The organism is Quadrisphaera sp. GCM10027208, assembly GCF_042658805.1.
Classification (GTDB): domain Bacteria; phylum Actinomycetota; class Actinomycetes; order Actinomycetales; family SCSIO-59966; genus SCSIO-59966.
Genome location: NZ_JBHSRC010000002.1, coordinates 127,704 through 143,880 on the forward strand (window position 1 = coordinate 127,704; position 16,177 = coordinate 143,880).

The window sequence follows — 16,177 nt, forward strand, 5'->3', positions numbered from 1 at the left end:
CCGCCCCTGCCGGTGGCCAGCCGAAAACGCCGTGTTCCTGATCACGAATAGGCGTGCGGAGTGGCGGGACCACATGAACGCCTCATGGCCGTTCGCGGCCACCCCGAAAGATGAAGCAGGCCGTGGCGGCGATGGCGGGCCACGTCGGGCCAGGCGACTCGACCACAGAATGCTGCGCGCGGCCCCGTCTGTCCGGCGTGTCGCGCCACCAACGCAGCATTCTGTGAGCGGGCGGTGGGGGCTGGGGTGGCGGGATTGCATGATCACGAAGAGGGTGTGCAGGCCGGCTGGGGTGGCGGGATTGCATGATCACGAAGAGGGGGCGCGGGGTGGCGGGATTGCATGATCACCGAGGGGCGGTCAGTCTCGGACGCCGAGGGGCGGGTCAGTCTCGGACGTCGAGGGGTGCGGGGTCCAGCGGGACGGGCTCGACCGGCGCCGGGTGAGGCCGCTTCGCCGTCCGCCCGTCCCCGGACGAGCGGCCGCGCAACCGGCGCCCCAGCCACGGCGCGACGTGCCCGCGGACCCAGGCGGCGTCGTCCCGCAGCACGTCCAGACGTGGCCGCGGCGGCTCCGGATCGAGCGGCACGGCGTGCTCGCCACCCGTGGCCAGGCCGAGCGTGTGCAGGGCCAGGCCAGCGACCCGCCGGTGCCCCTCGGCGGACAGGTGGATCCGGTCGTCGGCCCACAGCCGCCAGTCGCGCAGCGCCCGCAGCCCCCACAGGTCGATGACGCGGGCGCCGTGCCGGGACGCGATCGACCAGATGTGGGAGTTGTACGTCGCCACCTTGCCGCGGGTCCGTTGGATCAGCGGGGCGTTGCGCGGGTCGACGCCGGTGGCCATGAGCACGTCAGCGCCGGTCCCTCGTAGGAGGCGGACGGCGTCCTCGAGCCGGGCGGCCAGGTCGTCGGGATCGGTACCGGGCCGCAGGACGTCGTTGCCGCCGCCGACGATGCTGACGAGGTCGGCACCGGAGTCCAGGGCGACCGGGAGCTGCTCCGCCAGGATCTGGTCGAGCAGCCGACCCCGGACGGCGAGGTTGGCGTACTCGAGCCCCTGCGCGCCGTCCGCGACGCGCCGGACGTGCAGCGCCTCGGCGAGCCGGTCGGCCCACCCCCGGTACTCACCCGGCGTCCTGGGGTCGGGGTCTGCCATCCCCTCGGTGAAGGAGTCCCCGAGGGCGACGTACCGGTGCCAGCGCGGGACGACGTCCGGTGCTGGGGTGACGGGTTCAGGTGACATGGGGGTGTCGTTCACGACGTCCAGGATGACTCAGGTCCGGGCACCGCTCGCCCGGCGGCGGACCTTGCGGTCCCACCGGTCGAGCTCGGTGCGCACCGGCGTGGCGAGGAACTCCCCGAGGGTGATGCCGCCGGCCAGCCCGAGTCCGATCGAGGCGGCCGTGGTGAGCAGGCCGAGCCCGGCGGTGATGTCCTGGTCGACGACGATGGCGAACAGGCCGCGGTAGATGGTCAGCCCTGGTAGCAGCGGTGCGACCGCCGACGCGGCGATGACCAGCGGCGGGATCCGCAGCCGTTCCGTCGTGGCCTCCCCGATGAACCCGACGACGACGGCGGCGAGCGCCGAGGCGACCGCCGGCCCGGCGCCGAGGTCGCGGGTCAGCGAGTAGACGATCCACGACAGGGCGCCGGCGACCGCGGCCAGGGCGGCCGACCGGGGTCGGGCGTACGAGGCGACCGCGAAGAACATCGCGATCCCGGCCGCGGCGGCGAGCTGCAGCCACGCGGGGACGGCGTAGGCGACCGGGTCGAGGACGGCCAGCGGCACGCCCACGGCGTTCGCGACGTCCAGGACCGAGGCGATGCCGACGACGATGCCCGCCGTCAGGGTGAGCACCTCGAACATCCGGGCCGCGGCGGTGACGTGGAAGCCGCTGATGGCGTCCTCCGCGGCGCCGACCAGGGACATGCCCATGAGCAGGACGACGATCCCGGCGCCGACGACGAGCGAGGTCCGCACGCCGGTCTCCAGGACGACGAGGACGACGGCCACGGACGTCGCGAGGGCGGCGCCGGCCGCGTGCTGGAAGAACTGCGGCAGACCCCAGCGGGACAGCGCACGCATGAGCACGTCGATCGCGGCGGTCGTGAGTCCGGCCAGGACGGCGACAGCCCACCCCCCGCCGAGGAGCAGGCCGACCGACGCGGCGGCCAGCCCGAGCGTCGTGGTGACGATCCAGCGCCGGTAGGGGTGCGGGGTGGCGAGCACCCGGTCGAGGCGCTGGTGGGCCTCCTCCAGCGGCAGACCGTCACCGGTGACGACGTCCCGCGCGAGGTTCGTCACCGCGTGCAGCCGGGTGTAGTCGGTGGCCCGGACCCGGACGATCCGCATCCCGGTCAGCGGCACCTCGTCGTCCCGGTCCCAGCTCACCGTCAGGGAGGTGTAGGTGACGTCGACCTGGCAGGAGGACAGGCCGTAGGCGGCGGCCACGCGCAGCACGGTCGCGGTGACGTCGGCGGCCGGGACGCCGACGGCGAGCATGGCCTCACCGATGCGCAGGGCGAGCTCGAGCGCCGAGTGCGCGGTGAGGTCGTCCATCTGGCTGCGCGAGGTGCGCAGGCCGATCTGCATCGTCGGCGGGCTCGTGCCGGCGATCGCGCGGCGGGCCCGGTCGGCCAGACGCGTGTACTGGGGCGGCTTCGGCACGTCCGCCAGGGTAGGGGAGGCTGTCGGTCGTCCGACGAATCGCACGGTGCGGGTGGACCAGCACGGTGGGACGTCGTCCGGACCGACTGCCAGACCAGACGCACGATGCAGGAGGAGGAGCGCATGCCGACGACCGTTGCCATCACCGGGGGCCGGGTGGTCCCCGTCGAGGGGGAGCCCATCGAGGGCGGGACCGTCCTGATCGTCGACGGCCGGATCGCTGCCGTCGGCGCCGACGTCGACGTCCCGGACGACGCGGAGGTCGTCGACGCGACCGGCTCGTGGGTGCTGCCCGGCTTCGTCGAGGCCCACGCCCACCTCGGCGTCCACGAGGAGGCCGAGGGCTGGGCCGGCCAGGACACCAACGAGATGACCGACCCCAACGGCGCCCGGATGCGCGCCCTGGACGCCATCAATCCCGCGGACGAGGGCTTCCGGGACGCGATCGCCGGCGGCGTGACGACCGCCGTGGTCAAGCCCGGGTCCGGCAACCCGATCGGGGGCCAGACGGTGGCGCTGAAGTGCTGGGGACGGATGGTCGACGAGATGCTGCTGCGTCAGCCGGTGTCGGTGAAGAGCGCGCTCGGTGAGAACCCCAAGCGGGTGTACGGCGACCAGAAGAAGCTGCCGTCGACCCGCCAGGGCGTCGCCGCGGTGATCCGCGACGCGATGGTCCGGGCGCAGGACTACCGCGCCCGCCGGGACCGGGCGGCGGCCAACGGCGAGCCGTTCGACCGTGATCCGACGTCCGAGGTGCTCGTCCGGGTCCTGGACGGCGAGCTGCCGTGGTCGCAGCACAGTCACCGGGCCGACGACATCGCGACCGCGATGCGCCTGGCCGAGGAGTTCGGCTACCGGCTCATCCTCAACCACGGCACCGAGGCCCACCTGCTCGCCGACGTCATCGCCGAGCGCGGCATCCCGGTCGTCATCGGGCCGCTGTTCACCACCCGGAGCAAGGTGGAGCTGCGTCAGCGGCACCTGCGCAACCCGGGTCTGCTGGCCCGCGCCGGCGTCCGGATCGCGATCACCACTGACCACCCCGTCGTCCCGATCAACTTCCTCGTCCACCAGGCGTCGCTGGCGGTCAAGGAGGGCCTGGACCGGGACGAGGCGCTGCGCGCTCTCACCATCAACCCGGCGACGATCATGGGGCTGGACGACCGCGTCGGGTCGTTGTCACCCGGCAAGGACGGCGACGTCGTCGTCTGGTCCGGCGACCCGCTCGACGTGTTCTCCCGGGCGCTGCGGGTGTTCGTCGGCGGCCGGCAGGTCTACACCTGGGACGAGGAGGCCGGCGACGGCGTCCACCTCAGCCCCTACCCCACCCCTTCCCGTCCCTGATCGGTCCCCTCTCCGTGATCATGCAATCCCGCCACCCACGTCCCCTTGTTGGTGATCATGCAATCCTGCCCACCACTGCGCCCCTGTCGGTGATCATGCAATCCCGCCACCCTCGGAGAGTGGGACATGGCGAGACTGCATGATCCGCAATCGGGCGGCGGGGACTGCTCATGGACCGTCCGCAGAATGCTGGCTCTGGCACAGATTTTGCGGCGTGTCCCGCCACCAACCCCGCATTCTGCGGGCGATCGGGGGTGCGTGTGGGGTGGCGGGACTGCATGATCACGAACAGGGTCTTCTCGGCTGATCACCGAGGGAGGGACCAGTCGACGGGGTCGGCGCCCTGGGCGGTCAGCAGCTCGTCGACGCGGCTGAACGGCCGTGAGCCGAGGAAGCCGCGGGACGCCGACAGCGGACTCGGGTGGGCGCCGGTCACGACGGGGACGTCGCCGAGCGCCGGGCGCAGGGTCTGCGCCTGCCGGCCCCACAGCACGGCGACGAGCGGTCCGCCACGGTGCACCAGCGCCCGCAGCACGGCGTCCGTCACCTGTTCCCAGCCACGCTGCCGGTGCGAGCCCGGCGCTCCGGCCCGGACCGTGAGAACCCGGTTGAGCAGCAGCACCCCGCGCCCGGTCCACGCGGACAGGTCCCCGTGCCCGGGCACCGGCATCCCGGTGTCGGCGTGCAGCTCCCGGTAGATGTTGTGCAGGCTCCCGGGCAGCACGGTGACCGCCCGGTCGACGGCGAACGCCAAGCCGACCGGGTGCCCCGGGGTCGGGTAGGGGTCCTGCCCGACGATGACCACCCGGACGTCGTCCAGCGGGGTCGCGAGCGCGCGGAGCACTCGGTCGGGGGCCGGCAGCACCGCGTGGCCGGCGGCCGCCTCGGCCGCCAGGTGCGCTCCGACGTCGCGGAGCGCCGGGGCGACGCGGTCGAGGACAGGCAGCCACGAGGGGTGCACGACCTTCGTCCGGACGGCGGGAGCGGGCTGGGTCACGGACCAGTGCCTACGGCAGGGCGAGGCGCCGGTGCAAGCGCACGAACCGGCCTGCCGCCGGCCTGCCGCCGGCCGGCTGCCAGCGGCCACGGCGACACGCCGCGACAAATGACACGGCTGTGGTTCGCGGCCTACAGTGGCGGGGACGCGGCCTACAGTGACGGTGACGCACGGACCGCACAGCACCAGCGAGCAAGGAGGGCGCAGCGTGGACGCCGCAGAGTCACGGGACGACGAGCCGTCGGGCCTGTCCGCGCGCGACCGGGAGATCCTCGCCTTCGAGCGGCAGTGGTGGAAGTACGCCGGGGCCAAGGAGCAGGCCGTCCGCGAGCTGTTCGACATGTCGGCAACCCGCTACTACCAGGTGCTCAACGCGCTCATCGACTCCCCCGAGGCCTTGGCGTTCGACCCGATGCTCGTCAAGCGGCTGCGCCGGATGCGCGCGTCCCGCCAGCGCGCCCGCTCGGCCCGTCGCCTCGGCCTGCAGGTCTGAGCGCCTAGGCTCGCCGCCGATGAGCGAGCAGAGCCGGTACCCCCGCGACGAGTTCGACGACGTCCAGCCGGGCGACGGACGGCGGGGCGCGCACCGGGCGCGACCGAACCCCGTCCTCGCGATGGTGCCCGTCCTGCTCGTCGTCGTCGCCGTCGTGGCCCTCGTCGTCGGTGCGATGACGCTGCTCGGCGGGAACGGTCCGGACGTCGCCACCCGGGTCTCCGAGCCCACCGGCACGAGCACCGAGACGGCGGGGTCGCCGACGTCCGAGGGCGGAACCACGACGCCGGGCACCCCTGCTCCTACCGCGACCGACGCTCCCACCGACGCGCAGACCGGCACGCCGACCGACGCCCAGCCCGAGCCGGAGCCCCCCGCCGAGGAACCTGCTCCGGTCGACCGGTCCGTCGGCGTCCGGGTGCTCAACGGGACGACGACCGCCGGCCTGGCCGGGGGCGCCGCCGAGGTGCTGGGCGTCGACGGCTGGACCGTGACCGAGGTGGACAACTACCGGGCCGGCCCGACCCCGCCGACCACGGTCTACTACGCCGACGAGACGCTGGCCGCGACGGCGGAGGCGCTGGCGGACGCGCTCGGCGGTGCCGCCACCGAGCTCAGCGACGCGTTCGGCGGCGGCGGGCTGACCGTCGTCCTGGGGGAGGACTACCAGTCCTGAGGTAGCCGCCGTCCGCCAGGCCCGCGCGCACCTCGAACCAGTTGGCCAGGGCGGTGTCCCGGCAGCGCAGCCACGACCAGGCCGCGGCGAGGCCGTAGGCGGGCAGGAAGCCGAGCGGCCCGAGGAACGTCGCCCACTGGGCTGCGTGCCCGGCCTCGTGGGCGAGCAGCCGGGGCCGCAGCAGCGCCTGCTCGAGCGTCATGCGCAGCAGGACGACGTCACCGACGGTGACCGCCGCGGCCCGCGGCGCCGGGAACCAGGCGCGGTACCCGGGCGCCAGCCGCAGCCCGTGCGGGCCGGGGACGACGTCCGCTCCACCCGCCCGGGCGAGCGCCAGTCCGAGCGCCGTCGACCCGTTGAGGAAGTTGAGCACCCTGCGCACCCACCCACCCTGCCACCCGCCGCGCCCGATCTCTGGAGGCCTTCCGGGGTCTCGCCCGCGTCCATGACCCCGGAAAGCCTCCAGAGATCGGGCCCCCGGGGCCGGGATCGGGTCCCCGGGCCGGGAGGCATTTGCACTCGGGGGGTGGGAGTGCTAATCATGTGACTGGCACTCTCGGCACGAGAGTGACAGGACAACCCAGGGAGCACACGCTTCCGGCCGGACCGGTGAGTCGGCGCGCACGCGGGACGTGACTGCGTGGGCGGCGGCGTCCGTCGCGGGCACCGCCCGGCCACCCCCCCACCACCCGTCACCGGGAGGAATCCCCGAATGGCCAAGATGATCTCCTTCAACGAGGAGGCCCGGCGCGGACTCGAGCGTGGCATGAACACGCTGGCCGACGCCGTCAAGGTCACCCTCGGTCCGAAGGGCCGCAACGTCGTCCTCGAGAAGAAGTGGGGTGCTCCGACCATCACCAACGATGGTGTGAGCATCGCCAAGGAGATCGAGCTCGAGGACCCCTACGAGAAGATCGGCGCCGAGCTCGTCAAGGAGGTCGCGAAGAAGACCGACGACGTCGCCGGCGACGGCACCACCACCGCGACCGTGCTCGCCCAGGCGATGGTCCGCGAGGGCCTGCGCAACGTGGCCGCCGGCGCGAACCCGATGGCGCTGAAGAAGGGCATCGAGAAGGCGGTCGAGGCCGTCGCCGAGCAGCTGCTGAACTCGGCCAAGGAGGTCGAGACCAAGGAGCAGATCGCCGCGACCGCGTCCATCTCCGCCGCTGACCCGCAGATCGGCGAGCTCATCGCCGAGGCGATGGACAAGGTCGGCAAGGAAGGCGTCATCACCGTCGAGGAGAGCCAGACCTTCGGCCTCGAGCTCGAGCTCACCGAGGGCATGCGCTTCGACAAGGGCTACATCTCGCCCTACTTCGTCACCGACGCCGAGCGGATGGAGACCGTCCTCGAGGACCCGTACATCCTCGTCGTCAACTCCAAGATCTCCGCGATCAAGGACCTGCTGCCGCTGCTGGAGAAGGTCACCCAGTCCGGCAAGCCGCTGGCGATCATCGCCGAGGACGTCGAGGGCGAGGCCCTGGCCACCCTCGTCGTCAACAAGATCCGCGGCATCTTCAAGTCGGTCGCCGTCAAGGCCCCCGGCTTCGGTGACCGCCGCAAGGCGATGCTGCAGGACATTGCGATCCTCACCGGCGGACAGGTCATCTCCGAGGAGGTCGGCCTCAAGCTGGAGAACACCGGCCTCGACATGCTCGGCCGGGCCCGCAAGGTCGTCGTCACCAAGGACGAGACGACGATCGTCGAGGGCGCCGGGGACGCCGACCAGATCGCCGGCCGGGTCAACCAGATCCGCGCCGAGATCGAGAAGAGCGACTCCGACTACGACCGCGAGAAGCTGCAGGAGCGGCTCGCCAAGCTGGCCGGCGGCGTCGCCGTCATCAAGGCCGGCGCGGCCACCGAGGTCGAGCTCAAGGAGCGCAAGCACCGGATCGAGGACGCCGTCCGCAACGCGAAGGCGGCCGTCGAGGAGGGCATCGTCGCCGGTGGTGGCGTCGCCCTCATCCAGGCCGGTGCCACCGCGTTCGACAAGCTCGAGCTGGAGGGTGACGAGGCGACCGGGGCGAACATCGTCAAGGTCGCGATCGAGGCCCCGCTCAAGCAGATCGCCATCAACGCCGGCCTCGAGGGCGGCGTCGTGGCGGAGAAGGTCCGCAACCTGGAGACGGGTCACGGCCTGGACGCCGCCACCGGCGAGTACGTCGACATGGTCGCAAGCGGGATCATCGACCCCGCCAAGGTGACTCGGTCGGCGCTGCAGAACGCCGCCTCCATCGCGGCGCTCTTCCTCACCACCGAGGCCGTCATCGCCGACAAGCCGGAGAAGGCCCCCGCGGCCCCGGCCGGTGGTGACATGGGCGGCATGGACTTCTGACCCACGCCAGCCACGCCTGACGGAGGGCGGCACCCGCAGGGGTGCCGCCCTTCGTCGTCCGCCTAGGCTGACCGGTCGTGGCCGTGCTCATCGACCCGCCCGCCTGGCCCGCCCACGGCCGGTTGTGGTCCCACCTCGTCAGCGACACCTCCCTGACGGAGCTGCACGTGTTCGCCCGGCGCGCCGGGCTGCCCGAGCGGGCGTTCGGCGGTGACCACTACGACGTCCCGCAGGAGCGCTACGACGACCTCGTCGCGGCCGGGGCCGAGCCGGTCGGGGGACGCGAGCTGCTGCGCCGGCTCGTCGACTCCGGCCTGCGGGTGCCCTCGCTGCGCAGCGAGCGCGTGCTGTCCTCCGGCGAGGACGACCGGTGGGGACCCCAGGCGGGGCCGCACCGCGTCGACGTCCTGGCCTCGCCCCGGGACCTGCCGGACGACGTGACGATCGGCGGCTGGGTCGTCGTCCGGGACGCCGCTCGGCGGCTTCTCGTCACCCGCGCCAGCGGCCGCGAGTGGGGCCTGCCCGGGACGGCGCGCCGGCCGGGGGAGCCCGCCACGGCGTCCGTCGCCCGGGCGATGGCCCGCCAGAGCGGCCTGGACGTCGACCCGGGTGAGCTGAGGCCCGTCGGCTACCAGCGGCTGCGCCTGCTGGGCCCGGCCCCGGCCGGCTGGCCGTTCCCCGCGCCGTGGTCCTACCAGGCGCTGTACTGCCTGGACCTGGCCGCCGGCGCCGCCGTGCGCCCTGCCCCGGGCGCCGAGGCCCGGCTCCTGGACGTCGGGGACGCCCGGGACGTCGTCGGGCACCGCCGCTGGTGGCCGCTGGCCGAGGAGCTGCTGCAGGGGTGAGCGAGCGGGCCGGTCGCGTCGCCGGGCTCGTGCTGGCCGCCGGCGCGGGACGCCGGTACGGGATGCCCAAGGCGCTCGTGCCCGGCTGGCTGGCCGACCGGTGCGCCGCGCTCGCGGCCGGCGGCTGCGACCCGGTGCTCGTCGTCCTCGGCGCCGCGGCCGACCAGGCCCGGGTTCTCGTCCCGGACGGCGTGGACGTCGTCGTCGCGCCGGACTGGGCCGAGGGGATGGGGGCGTCCCTGCGCGCCGGCCTTGGCGCCGTCCGGGTTCTCGACCCGGTGCCGGACGCTGTCCTCGTCGCGCTCGTGGACACCCCCGGCCTGACGCCCGCGGTCGTCGCGCGCCTGCGGGCCACGGTAGGGACCGGCTCACCCGGCGAGGCCCTGGTACAAGCGGCGTACGCCGGGCGGCCGGGGCACCCGGTCGTGCTCGGGCGCGCCCACTGGGCCGGTGCGGCCGAGGCAGCCCGGGGGGACCGGGGCGCCCGGGACTACCTGCGCGCCCACGAGGTGACGACGGTCGAGTGCGGGGACGTCGGCCACGGCGAGGACGTCGACACCCCCGCCGGGTTCCGCTGAGCAACCAGTCGAGAACCTCTGTTCGTGATCATGCAATCCCGCCACCCGCGGCGCCCGCGGGTGATCACGCACCCGGCGGGGCTGGCGACCTCAGCGCGTCGGGGAGTCGACCTGCTCGTGGTCCTCGTCGAGCGGCTCGGCGTCCTCGGGCTCGGCGTCCTCGGGCAGGGCGTCCTCCGGCTCGGCGTCTTCCGGCAGGGCGTCGGGGGCCTCGCCCCCGCCGACCTCGTCGTCGGAAGCCTGCTGGGCCACCGCCTCCTGCGCCGCCTGCTGCGACGCAACCGGCTCGTCGTCGGCCAGGTTCATCGCGACGGCTCCGCCGCCGAGGGTGGCGAGCATCTGACGCACGTTGGCCAGCTGGGCGTTGATGCTGTCGCGACGCTGGGTGGCCGCGGCCAGCTCCCGGTCGGACTCGGCCCGGATCCGCTCGGCATGGGCCCTGGCCTCGCGGACGAGCTCCTGGGCCTGCTGCTCGGCCTCCTCCACGATCCGGCGGGCCTTCAGCGAGGCGTCCGCGTGCAGGCGCTCGGCCTCGGCGCTGACCGACTGGGCGCGCTCCTGCGCCGCGGCCAGCTGCTGCTCGGCGGCGGCGGTCCGCTGGACGAAGTCCTGCTCGGCGCGCTCGCGGCGCTGCGCCAGCGTGGTCTCGAAGTCGGCCGCTGCCTGCGCGGCCTTGGCGCGCTGACGCTCGTACACGGCCTCTGCCTCTTCGCGCCGGGCGGTCGCCTCCCGGTCGGCCTCGTCGAGGATCTCGTCGGCCCGGCGCCGGGCGTCCAGCAGCACCCGGGCGGCCTCGGCGTCCGCGTCGCTGCGGGTCTGCTCGGCGTACCGGTCGGCCTCCGCGCGGACGACGGCGCTGGACTCCTCGACGTCCCGGCGGTACGCCTCGGCGTCCTCGCGGGCGCGGCGGGCCAGGTCCGCGGCCTCCTCCTCGGCGAGCTCGAGGATCTGGCCGACCCGGGCGCCGAGGTCGGCGTAGGTCGCGGACGTCGCGGGCGGGGTCTCAGGCTCGGGTGCCGGCTGGGCGAGCCGCTCGGCCTCGGCCGCCTCGAGGGCCTCGACGCGGCGTGAGAGCTCCTCGGCCTGCTGACGCGCGGCGTGCAGCGCCTCGGTGAGCTCGTGGATGCGCTTGTCGACCTGCGCCGGCTCGTAGCCACGCAGCACGGTGCGGAAGGTGGTCTCGTTCATGGGACCTTCGTCATCTCTCGTCGTGGTCGGGGTCGGTGGGGGAGTGGGGGTCGGACGTCGCCGGCTCGGGGACGGCGAGGGCGTCGATCACGCCGGAGAGCTGTCCCAGCTCCGCAGCGATCTGGTCACGGCGGCGGCTCAGCGCGGCCACCTCGGCCCGGGTGCGGTCGAGCACCTCCCGGGCCTGGGCCCGCAGCTCGTCGGCCTCCGCCCGCGCGTCGGCGACGATCTGGGTGGCCTCCGCCCGGGCCTGGCGCCGCAGGTCCTGCGCCTCGCGCTGGGCGGTCGCGACCTGCTCCGCGACGCGCTCGCGCAGCATCCGCGCACCGCTCTCCGCCTCCCCGAGGCGGCGCTCGGCCCGCTGGATCTTCGCCTCGGCCTGCACCTCGGCGTCCGCCAGGAGGTGCTCGGCGGCCTCGCGTGCCCGAGCCTGCTCGGCCTCGGCGTCCTGTCGGGCACGGCGGAGCACCTCCTCGGCCTCGGCGCGGACTGCCGCGACCTCGGCGTTCGCCGCCTCGATCCGGTCCCGCAGCCGTTGGGCGCTGGCGCCCAGCACCCGGTGCAGCCGGCCCCGCACCGACCGGACGATCTCCGCCGCCTCCGCGTGACCACGGTCCCGGCTGCGCTGAGCCTCCTCCTTGGCCGTGGCGAGCAGCTCGTCGACGGTGCGCCGCGTCCAGGCGGTCTGCTCCTCGGCCTCGGCGAGCTCGGCGTCCGCGGCGGCCCGTGCGGCGTCCCGGAGCTGGCGGGCGTGCTCCTGAGCGGCCTGCACCTCGGCGGCGGCAGTGGCTCGCGCCTGCTCGAGCTCCTCGAGCGCGGACCGGTGGCTCTGCTCGGCGTCCTCCCGGCTGCGGGTGAGCAGCTCCTGCGCCTCGGCCCGCGCCGCTGCCAGGACCCGTTCGGCCTCCTCGGCCGCTGCCGTCCGGATCCGCTCCTCGGTCTGCTCGAGCTGCGTCGTCCGACGCCGGACGACGTCCTCGGTCTCGGCGGTCAGCCGCTCGGCGTGTGCTCGTGCCCCGGCCACGAGCCGCTCGGCCTCCTCGCGGGCTTCGCGGGCCACGGCCTCGGCCGCGGCCCGCAGCTCGGCGGCCTCGGACTCGGCCTGGGCGAGCAGCTGGTCCCCGGTGCGCCCGGCGGCGTCCACGACCAGGGTCGCCTGCTCCCCGGCGTCCCCGACGAGCTGTGCGGCCTCCTCCTGGGCCTCCGCGAGCCGGGCGGTCGCCGCTCGGTGCGCCTCGGCGGCCTCCTCCTGCAGGCGGGCGGCCTCGGCGCGCAGCTGCTCCGCCTCAGCGCGCAGGGCGTCGGAGTACTGCTGGGCCAGGGTGAGCAGGTGCACGGCCTCGTCCACGCCCGGCGAGGTCTCGCGGGTGGCCGGGTCCATATCACCAACTTATCGGTGGGGGTGGAGGTCGGGAACAGGACGCGGTCGACTTGCTGACCGACCGCTCGGTTGCTACATCAACAGGTGTCCGGGTGAGGCGTACCCTGCTGCTTGCAGGCTCATCTGCCCCCTGGACGGTGCCGTCCGTCTTCTGGTTCAGATGTCCTTCGCGGAGGATCGCTGTGCTGGTTGACCTGAACAAGCAGTCTCCCGACCGATGGGCCCGCCCCATGCAACTCTCCGGGCAACGGAGCACCGCCCCCCACCGCGGTGTCCCGTCGCTGCGGGTCGCGCTGGTGGCCCCGCCCTACTTCGAGGTCCCGCCGAGTGGCTATGGCGGGGTGGAGGCCGTCGTGGCCGACCTGGCCGACAGCCTGGTCGCTCAGGGCCACCACGTCACGCTGCTCGGCGCCGGTCACTCGACGAGCCGAGCGGAGTTCGTGCCGTTGTGGCCTGAGCCGGTGCCGCAGCGCCTGGGCGAGCCCGCGCCGGAGATGGTGCACGCCGCCGCGGCACGCAAGGCACTCCTTCGCCTCGCCGACGCCGGAGAACTGGACGTCGTGCACGACCACACCCTGGCCGGTCCACTCAACGCTGCCGTGCTGCGGCAGCGTGGCATCCCGACGGTGGTCACCGTGCACGGCCCCGTCGACGTCGACATGCACCGCTACTACCGGGATCTCGGCGCCGACGTCGGCCTGGTCGGCATCAGCCACCGGCAGCGCGAGCTGGCACCAGACCTGAACTGGCTCGGTGTCGTGCACAACGCCCTGCGCCCGCAGGACTGGCCCTTCCGGGCGGAGAAGGGCGACTACGCGTTGTTCCTCGGCCGGTTCCACCCGCAGAAGGCACCGCACCTGGCCCTGGACGCCGCACACGCGGCAGGTGTGCCGCTGGTGCTGGCGGGCAAGTGCAGCGAGCCCATCGAGCAGGAGTACTTCGACCGCGAGGTACGCCCCCGGCTGCGCAGCAGCGACCGGCTCGTGGGCGTGGCAGACGCGGTGACCAAGCGGGAGCTGCTCTCCGGGGCCCGGTGCCTGCTCTTCCCCATCCAGTGGGAGGAGCCCTTCGGCATGGTCATGATCGAGGCCATGGCCTGCGGTACGCCCGTGGTGGCCCTGCGCGGCGGCGCGGTGCCCGAGGTGGTCACCGACGGTGTTACGGGCCTGGTCTGCGACCACCCCGACCAGCTGCCCGCCGCCCTTGCCGCGGTGACGCAGCTGAACCCGCATGCGTGCCGGGCCAGTGTCGTCGAGCGGTTCTCGGCCGACCGGATGGCCGAGGGCTACGTCGCCGCCTACCGGCGGGCCATCGCCGAGCACACCGGGAAGGCCGAGTACACCGGGAAGGTGGCCGGTCACCTGCCCACCCCGGCCGCGGGTACTGCACTCGCCGAGGTGGGGTGACGTGGCCGCGCCGCTGAACGCCGCAGAACCCGTTGTTCTGTCAGCTGACAGCGGGCTCGTCACGCTCGTCGCGGGTGCCACGTTCTGCCTGTCCGAGGCCACCGGGGACGTCGTCCCCGGTGGCGCGCAGGGCCTGTTCTTCCGCGACGCACGAGTGCTGTCCCGACTCGAGCTCCGCCTCGACGGTGCACCGCCGTCCCCCCTGTCGGTGCTGAGCCAGGACGCCTACAGAGCCCGGTTCCTGCTGCGCCGGCCGCCCGTCCCCGGTCGGGCGGACAGCACCCTGCTGCTGGTCCGGGAGCGGCTGGTGGCCGACGGCCTCCATGAGGTCGTGACCGTGGAGAACCTGGGAGCGGAAGCCACGACGGCCACCCTGTCGCTGTGGGTGAGTGCCGACTTCGCCGACCTGTTCGCGGTCAAGGAGGGCCGGTCCGGCCCCGGGGAGGGGAACGTCCAGGTCGACGGCGACTCGCTCGTCCTGACCGCGGCCGACGGCGAACGCGGACTGCGGATGACCGCTACCGAGAGCCCCACCGTCACCCCGGCAGGCTTCACCTGGCGGGTGGTCGTGCCACCACGCGCCACCTGGTCCACCGAGATCACCGCACAGCCGCTGCTCGACGGCCTCGGACTGCCGCCCAGAGACAACCGCGGGAAAGCAGTGGAGACCAGTCGACCGGCCCGGCAGCTGCGCCAGTGGCACCAGACCAGCACGACGATCACCGCCGACCTTCCGGTGCTCGCCGAGACCCTGCGGCGCAGCAAGGACGACCTCGGCGTCCTCCAGATCCACGACCTGCCCGGCGACCAACCGGTGGTCGCGGCCGGAGCGCCGTGGTTCATGACGCTGTTCGGCCGTGACAGCCTGCTCACCAGCTACATGGCCCTGCCGCTGGAGACGTCGCTGGCGCAGGGCACGCTGCAGACGCTTGCCCGGTGGCAGGGCCGGCGGGTCGACCCGCCCACCGAGGAGGAACCCGGGCGCATCCTGCACGAGCTGCGGCTGGGTCCCGACCGGGACACCGCCCTGGGCGGCAGCCACTACTACGGCACCGTCGACGCCACGCCGCTGTTCGTCGTGCTCCTGGCCGAGGCCTGGAGGTGGGGTCTTCGCGAGCAGGTGGTCCATGACCTGCTGCCGGCCGCCGACGCCGCCGTGAAGTGGATGGACGAGTACGGCGACCGGGACGGCGACGGGTTCGTGGAGTACCGGCGTGCCACCGACCGCGGACTGGCCAACCAGGGCTGGAAGGACAGCTTCGACGGGATCAACGACGCCGCCGGACGTCTCGGCGTCGCACCGATCGCGCTGTGCGAGGTGCAGGGGTACGCCTACGCCGCGTACCTGGCCCGCGCCGACCTCGCCGAGGCCTTCGGCGACCAGGCCACCGCTGCGCGCCTGCGGGCCCGCGCCACTGAGTTACGCACCGCGTTCGCCGAGGCCTTCTGGCTGCCCGACCAGGGCTGGTTCGCCGTGGCCCTGGACCGTGACAAGCGACCGCTCGACGCCCTCACCAGCAACGTCGGTCACTGCCTGTGGAGCGGCATCGTCAGCGACGAGCACGCGGCCGCGCTGGTCGAGCGGCTGGCCGACCCGCGCATGGACTCCGGGTACGGCCTGCGCACGCTGGCCTCGGACATGGGCGCCTACAACCCGATGAGCTACCACAACGGGTCGGTGTGGCCGCACGACACCGCGATCGCCGTGGCCGGCCTCATGCGGTACGCCCACCTGCCCGGAGCCGTGGAGCTGGCGCACCGGCTGGCCAACGGGCTGCTCGACGCGGCCGCGGCGTTCGGGGGCCGGCTCCCCGAGCTGTTCTGCGGCTTCTCCCGGGACAGGTTCGACCAGCCGGTGCCGTACCCGACGTCCTGTTCGCCGCAGGCCTGGGCGAGCGCCGCACCGCTGATGCTCGTGCGGGCACTCCTCGGGCTCGACCTGGACGTCCCCTCGCGAACCCTCACGCTGCGGCCTCGGTTGCCGGTGGCGTGGGGACGCATCGAGCTGGACGGTCTTGACGTGGGACACGGTCAGATCAGGATCGACGCGACCGAGGACTCGGCTAGCGTCTCGGGCCTGCCCGATGGTTGGGTGCTGAAGGGTGCCGCCACGGCGGCCGAACGGCGTCCTCCTGCTCGGCCGGCCGACCGGAGCGCCGCACCCAGCCCGGCTGGGACCGGTGAGGCCACTGCCCCACTCGGTGTCTCCCCGGCCGTACGCTGACCCGGTGACTGGACCAGCGCGGACCGAGGACCACCCGGCCCT

General features: G+C 73.8%; 14 protein-coding genes. 8 read left to right on the forward strand and 6 right to left on the reverse strand.

Features of this window, described 5'->3' with window-relative positions:
* Window positions 1-385: 385 nt before the first annotated feature.
* Together ACFP6A_RS03675 and ACFP6A_RS03680 are read right to left on the reverse strand one after the other, a co-directional pair.
* Window positions 386-1,243: an SGNH/GDSL hydrolase family protein gene (locus ACFP6A_RS03675; RefSeq protein ID WP_379602150.1), complete on the reverse strand. Its 858-nt coding sequence runs from the start codon at window positions 1,241-1,243 to the stop codon at window positions 386-388.
* A 30-nt stretch (window positions 1,244-1,273) separates the two neighbouring features.
* Window positions 1,274-2,668 (reverse strand): threonine/serine exporter ThrE family protein, encoded by a 1,395-nt coding sequence (locus tag ACFP6A_RS03680; protein WP_379601635.1) that lies wholly within the window; start codon window positions 2,666-2,668, stop codon window positions 1,274-1,276.
* A 123-nt stretch (window positions 2,669-2,791) separates the two neighbouring features.
* On the opposite strand from ACFP6A_RS03680, the gene ACFP6A_RS03685 reads away from it, so the two are divergent.
* Complete coding sequence (locus tag ACFP6A_RS03685) at window positions 2,792-4,012, forward strand: amidohydrolase (RefSeq protein ID WP_379601637.1); 1,221 nt, start codon at window positions 2,792-2,794, stop codon at window positions 4,010-4,012.
* Between the two features lie 307 nt (window positions 4,013-4,319).
* Here ACFP6A_RS03685 and ACFP6A_RS03690 read toward each other — a convergent pair whose 3' ends face one another.
* A complete protein-coding gene (locus ACFP6A_RS03690) occupies window positions 4,320-5,009 on the reverse strand; it encodes a uracil-DNA glycosylase (protein WP_379601638.1) in 690 nt (229 codons plus the stop codon).
* Window positions 5,010-5,217: 208 nt separating this feature from the next.
* Between ACFP6A_RS03690 and ACFP6A_RS03695 the strand changes: the two genes are divergently transcribed.
* Together ACFP6A_RS03695 and ACFP6A_RS03700 are read left to right on the forward strand one after the other, a co-directional pair.
* Complete coding sequence (locus ACFP6A_RS03695) at window positions 5,218-5,502, forward strand: DUF3263 domain-containing protein (RefSeq protein WP_379601639.1); 285 nt, start codon at window positions 5,218-5,220, stop codon at window positions 5,500-5,502.
* Between the two features lie 19 nt (window positions 5,503-5,521).
* Complete coding sequence (locus tag ACFP6A_RS03700; protein ID WP_379601640.1) at window positions 5,522-6,178, forward strand: LytR C-terminal domain-containing protein; 657 nt, start codon at window positions 5,522-5,524, stop codon at window positions 6,176-6,178.
* Here the strand turns inward: ACFP6A_RS03700 and ACFP6A_RS03705 are convergent.
* Window positions 6,117-6,560: a hypothetical protein gene (locus ACFP6A_RS03705; RefSeq protein ID WP_379601642.1), complete on the reverse strand. Its 444-nt coding sequence runs from the start codon at window positions 6,558-6,560 to the stop codon at window positions 6,117-6,119. The two genes, ACFP6A_RS03700 and ACFP6A_RS03705, sit on opposite strands and share 62 nt — an antisense overlap.
* A 330-nt stretch (window positions 6,561-6,890) precedes the next feature.
* Between ACFP6A_RS03705 and groL the strand changes: the two genes are divergently transcribed.
* The 3 genes from groL (at window position 6,891) to ACFP6A_RS03720 (ending at window position 9,936) form a co-directional block, all read left to right on the forward strand.
* Window positions 6,891-8,513 (forward strand): chaperonin GroEL, encoded by a 1,623-nt coding sequence (gene groL / locus ACFP6A_RS03710; protein WP_379601644.1) that lies wholly within the window; start codon window positions 6,891-6,893, stop codon window positions 8,511-8,513.
* Window positions 8,514-8,590: 77 nt separating this feature from the next.
* Window positions 8,591-9,358, forward strand: coding sequence for a DUF4031 domain-containing protein (locus ACFP6A_RS03715; RefSeq protein WP_379601645.1), 768 nt, complete (start codon window positions 8,591-8,593; stop codon window positions 9,356-9,358).
* A complete protein-coding gene (locus ACFP6A_RS03720; protein ID WP_379601646.1) occupies window positions 9,355-9,936 on the forward strand; it encodes an NTP transferase domain-containing protein in 582 nt (193 codons plus the stop codon). Before ACFP6A_RS03715 ends, ACFP6A_RS03720 begins: the two co-directional genes overlap by 4 nt.
* 90 nt (window positions 9,937-10,026) lie before the next feature.
* Here the strand turns inward: ACFP6A_RS03720 and ACFP6A_RS03725 are convergent, their stop codons facing one another.
* Entirely contained in the window at window positions 10,027-11,124 is a 1,098-nt protein-coding gene (locus ACFP6A_RS03725; RefSeq protein WP_379601648.1) for a hypothetical protein, read from the reverse strand.
* Between the two features lie 10 nt (window positions 11,125-11,134).
* Window positions 11,135-12,505, reverse strand: a complete 1,371-nt coding sequence (locus ACFP6A_RS03730; RefSeq protein WP_379601649.1) for a hypothetical protein — start codon at window positions 12,503-12,505, stop codon at window positions 11,135-11,137.
* A 230-nt stretch (window positions 12,506-12,735) separates the two neighbouring features.
* On the opposite strand from ACFP6A_RS03730, the gene ACFP6A_RS03735 reads away from it, so the two are divergent.
* Both ACFP6A_RS03735 and ACFP6A_RS03740 read left to right on the forward strand, forming a co-directional pair.
* On the forward strand, window positions 12,736-13,911 hold the full coding sequence (locus tag ACFP6A_RS03735; RefSeq protein ID WP_379601650.1) for a glycosyltransferase family 4 protein: 1,176 nt from the start codon (window positions 12,736-12,738) through the stop codon (window positions 13,909-13,911).
* Between the two features lies 1 nt (window position 13,912).
* Complete coding sequence (locus tag ACFP6A_RS03740) at window positions 13,913-16,135, forward strand: glycogen debranching N-terminal domain-containing protein (protein ID WP_379601652.1); 2,223 nt, start codon at window positions 13,913-13,915, stop codon at window positions 16,133-16,135.
* Window positions 16,136-16,177 lie beyond the last annotated feature (42 nt).

Coding starts and splice junctions, on each gene's coding strand:
- ACFP6A_RS03685 (WP_379601637.1), top strand. CDS start 2,792: ATGCCGACGACCGTTGCCATCACCGGGGGCCGGGTGGTCCCCGTCGAG.
- ACFP6A_RS03730 (WP_379601649.1), bottom strand. CDS start 12,505: ATGGACCCGGCCACCCGCGAGACCTCGCCGGGCGTGGACGAGGCCGTG.
- ACFP6A_RS03725 (WP_379601648.1), bottom strand. CDS start 11,124: ATGAACGAGACCACCTTCCGCACCGTGCTGCGTGGCTACGAGCCGGCG.
- groL (WP_379601644.1), top strand. CDS start 6,891: ATGGCCAAGATGATCTCCTTCAACGAGGAGGCCCGGCGCGGACTCGAG.
- ACFP6A_RS03735 (WP_379601650.1), top strand. CDS start 12,736: ATGCAACTCTCCGGGCAACGGAGCACCGCCCCCCACCGCGGTGTCCCG.
- ACFP6A_RS03700 (WP_379601640.1), top strand. CDS start 5,522: ATGAGCGAGCAGAGCCGGTACCCCCGCGACGAGTTCGACGACGTCCAG.
- ACFP6A_RS03675 (WP_379602150.1), bottom strand. CDS start 1,243: ATGTCACCTGAACCCGTCACCCCAGCACCGGACGTCGTCCCGCGCTGG.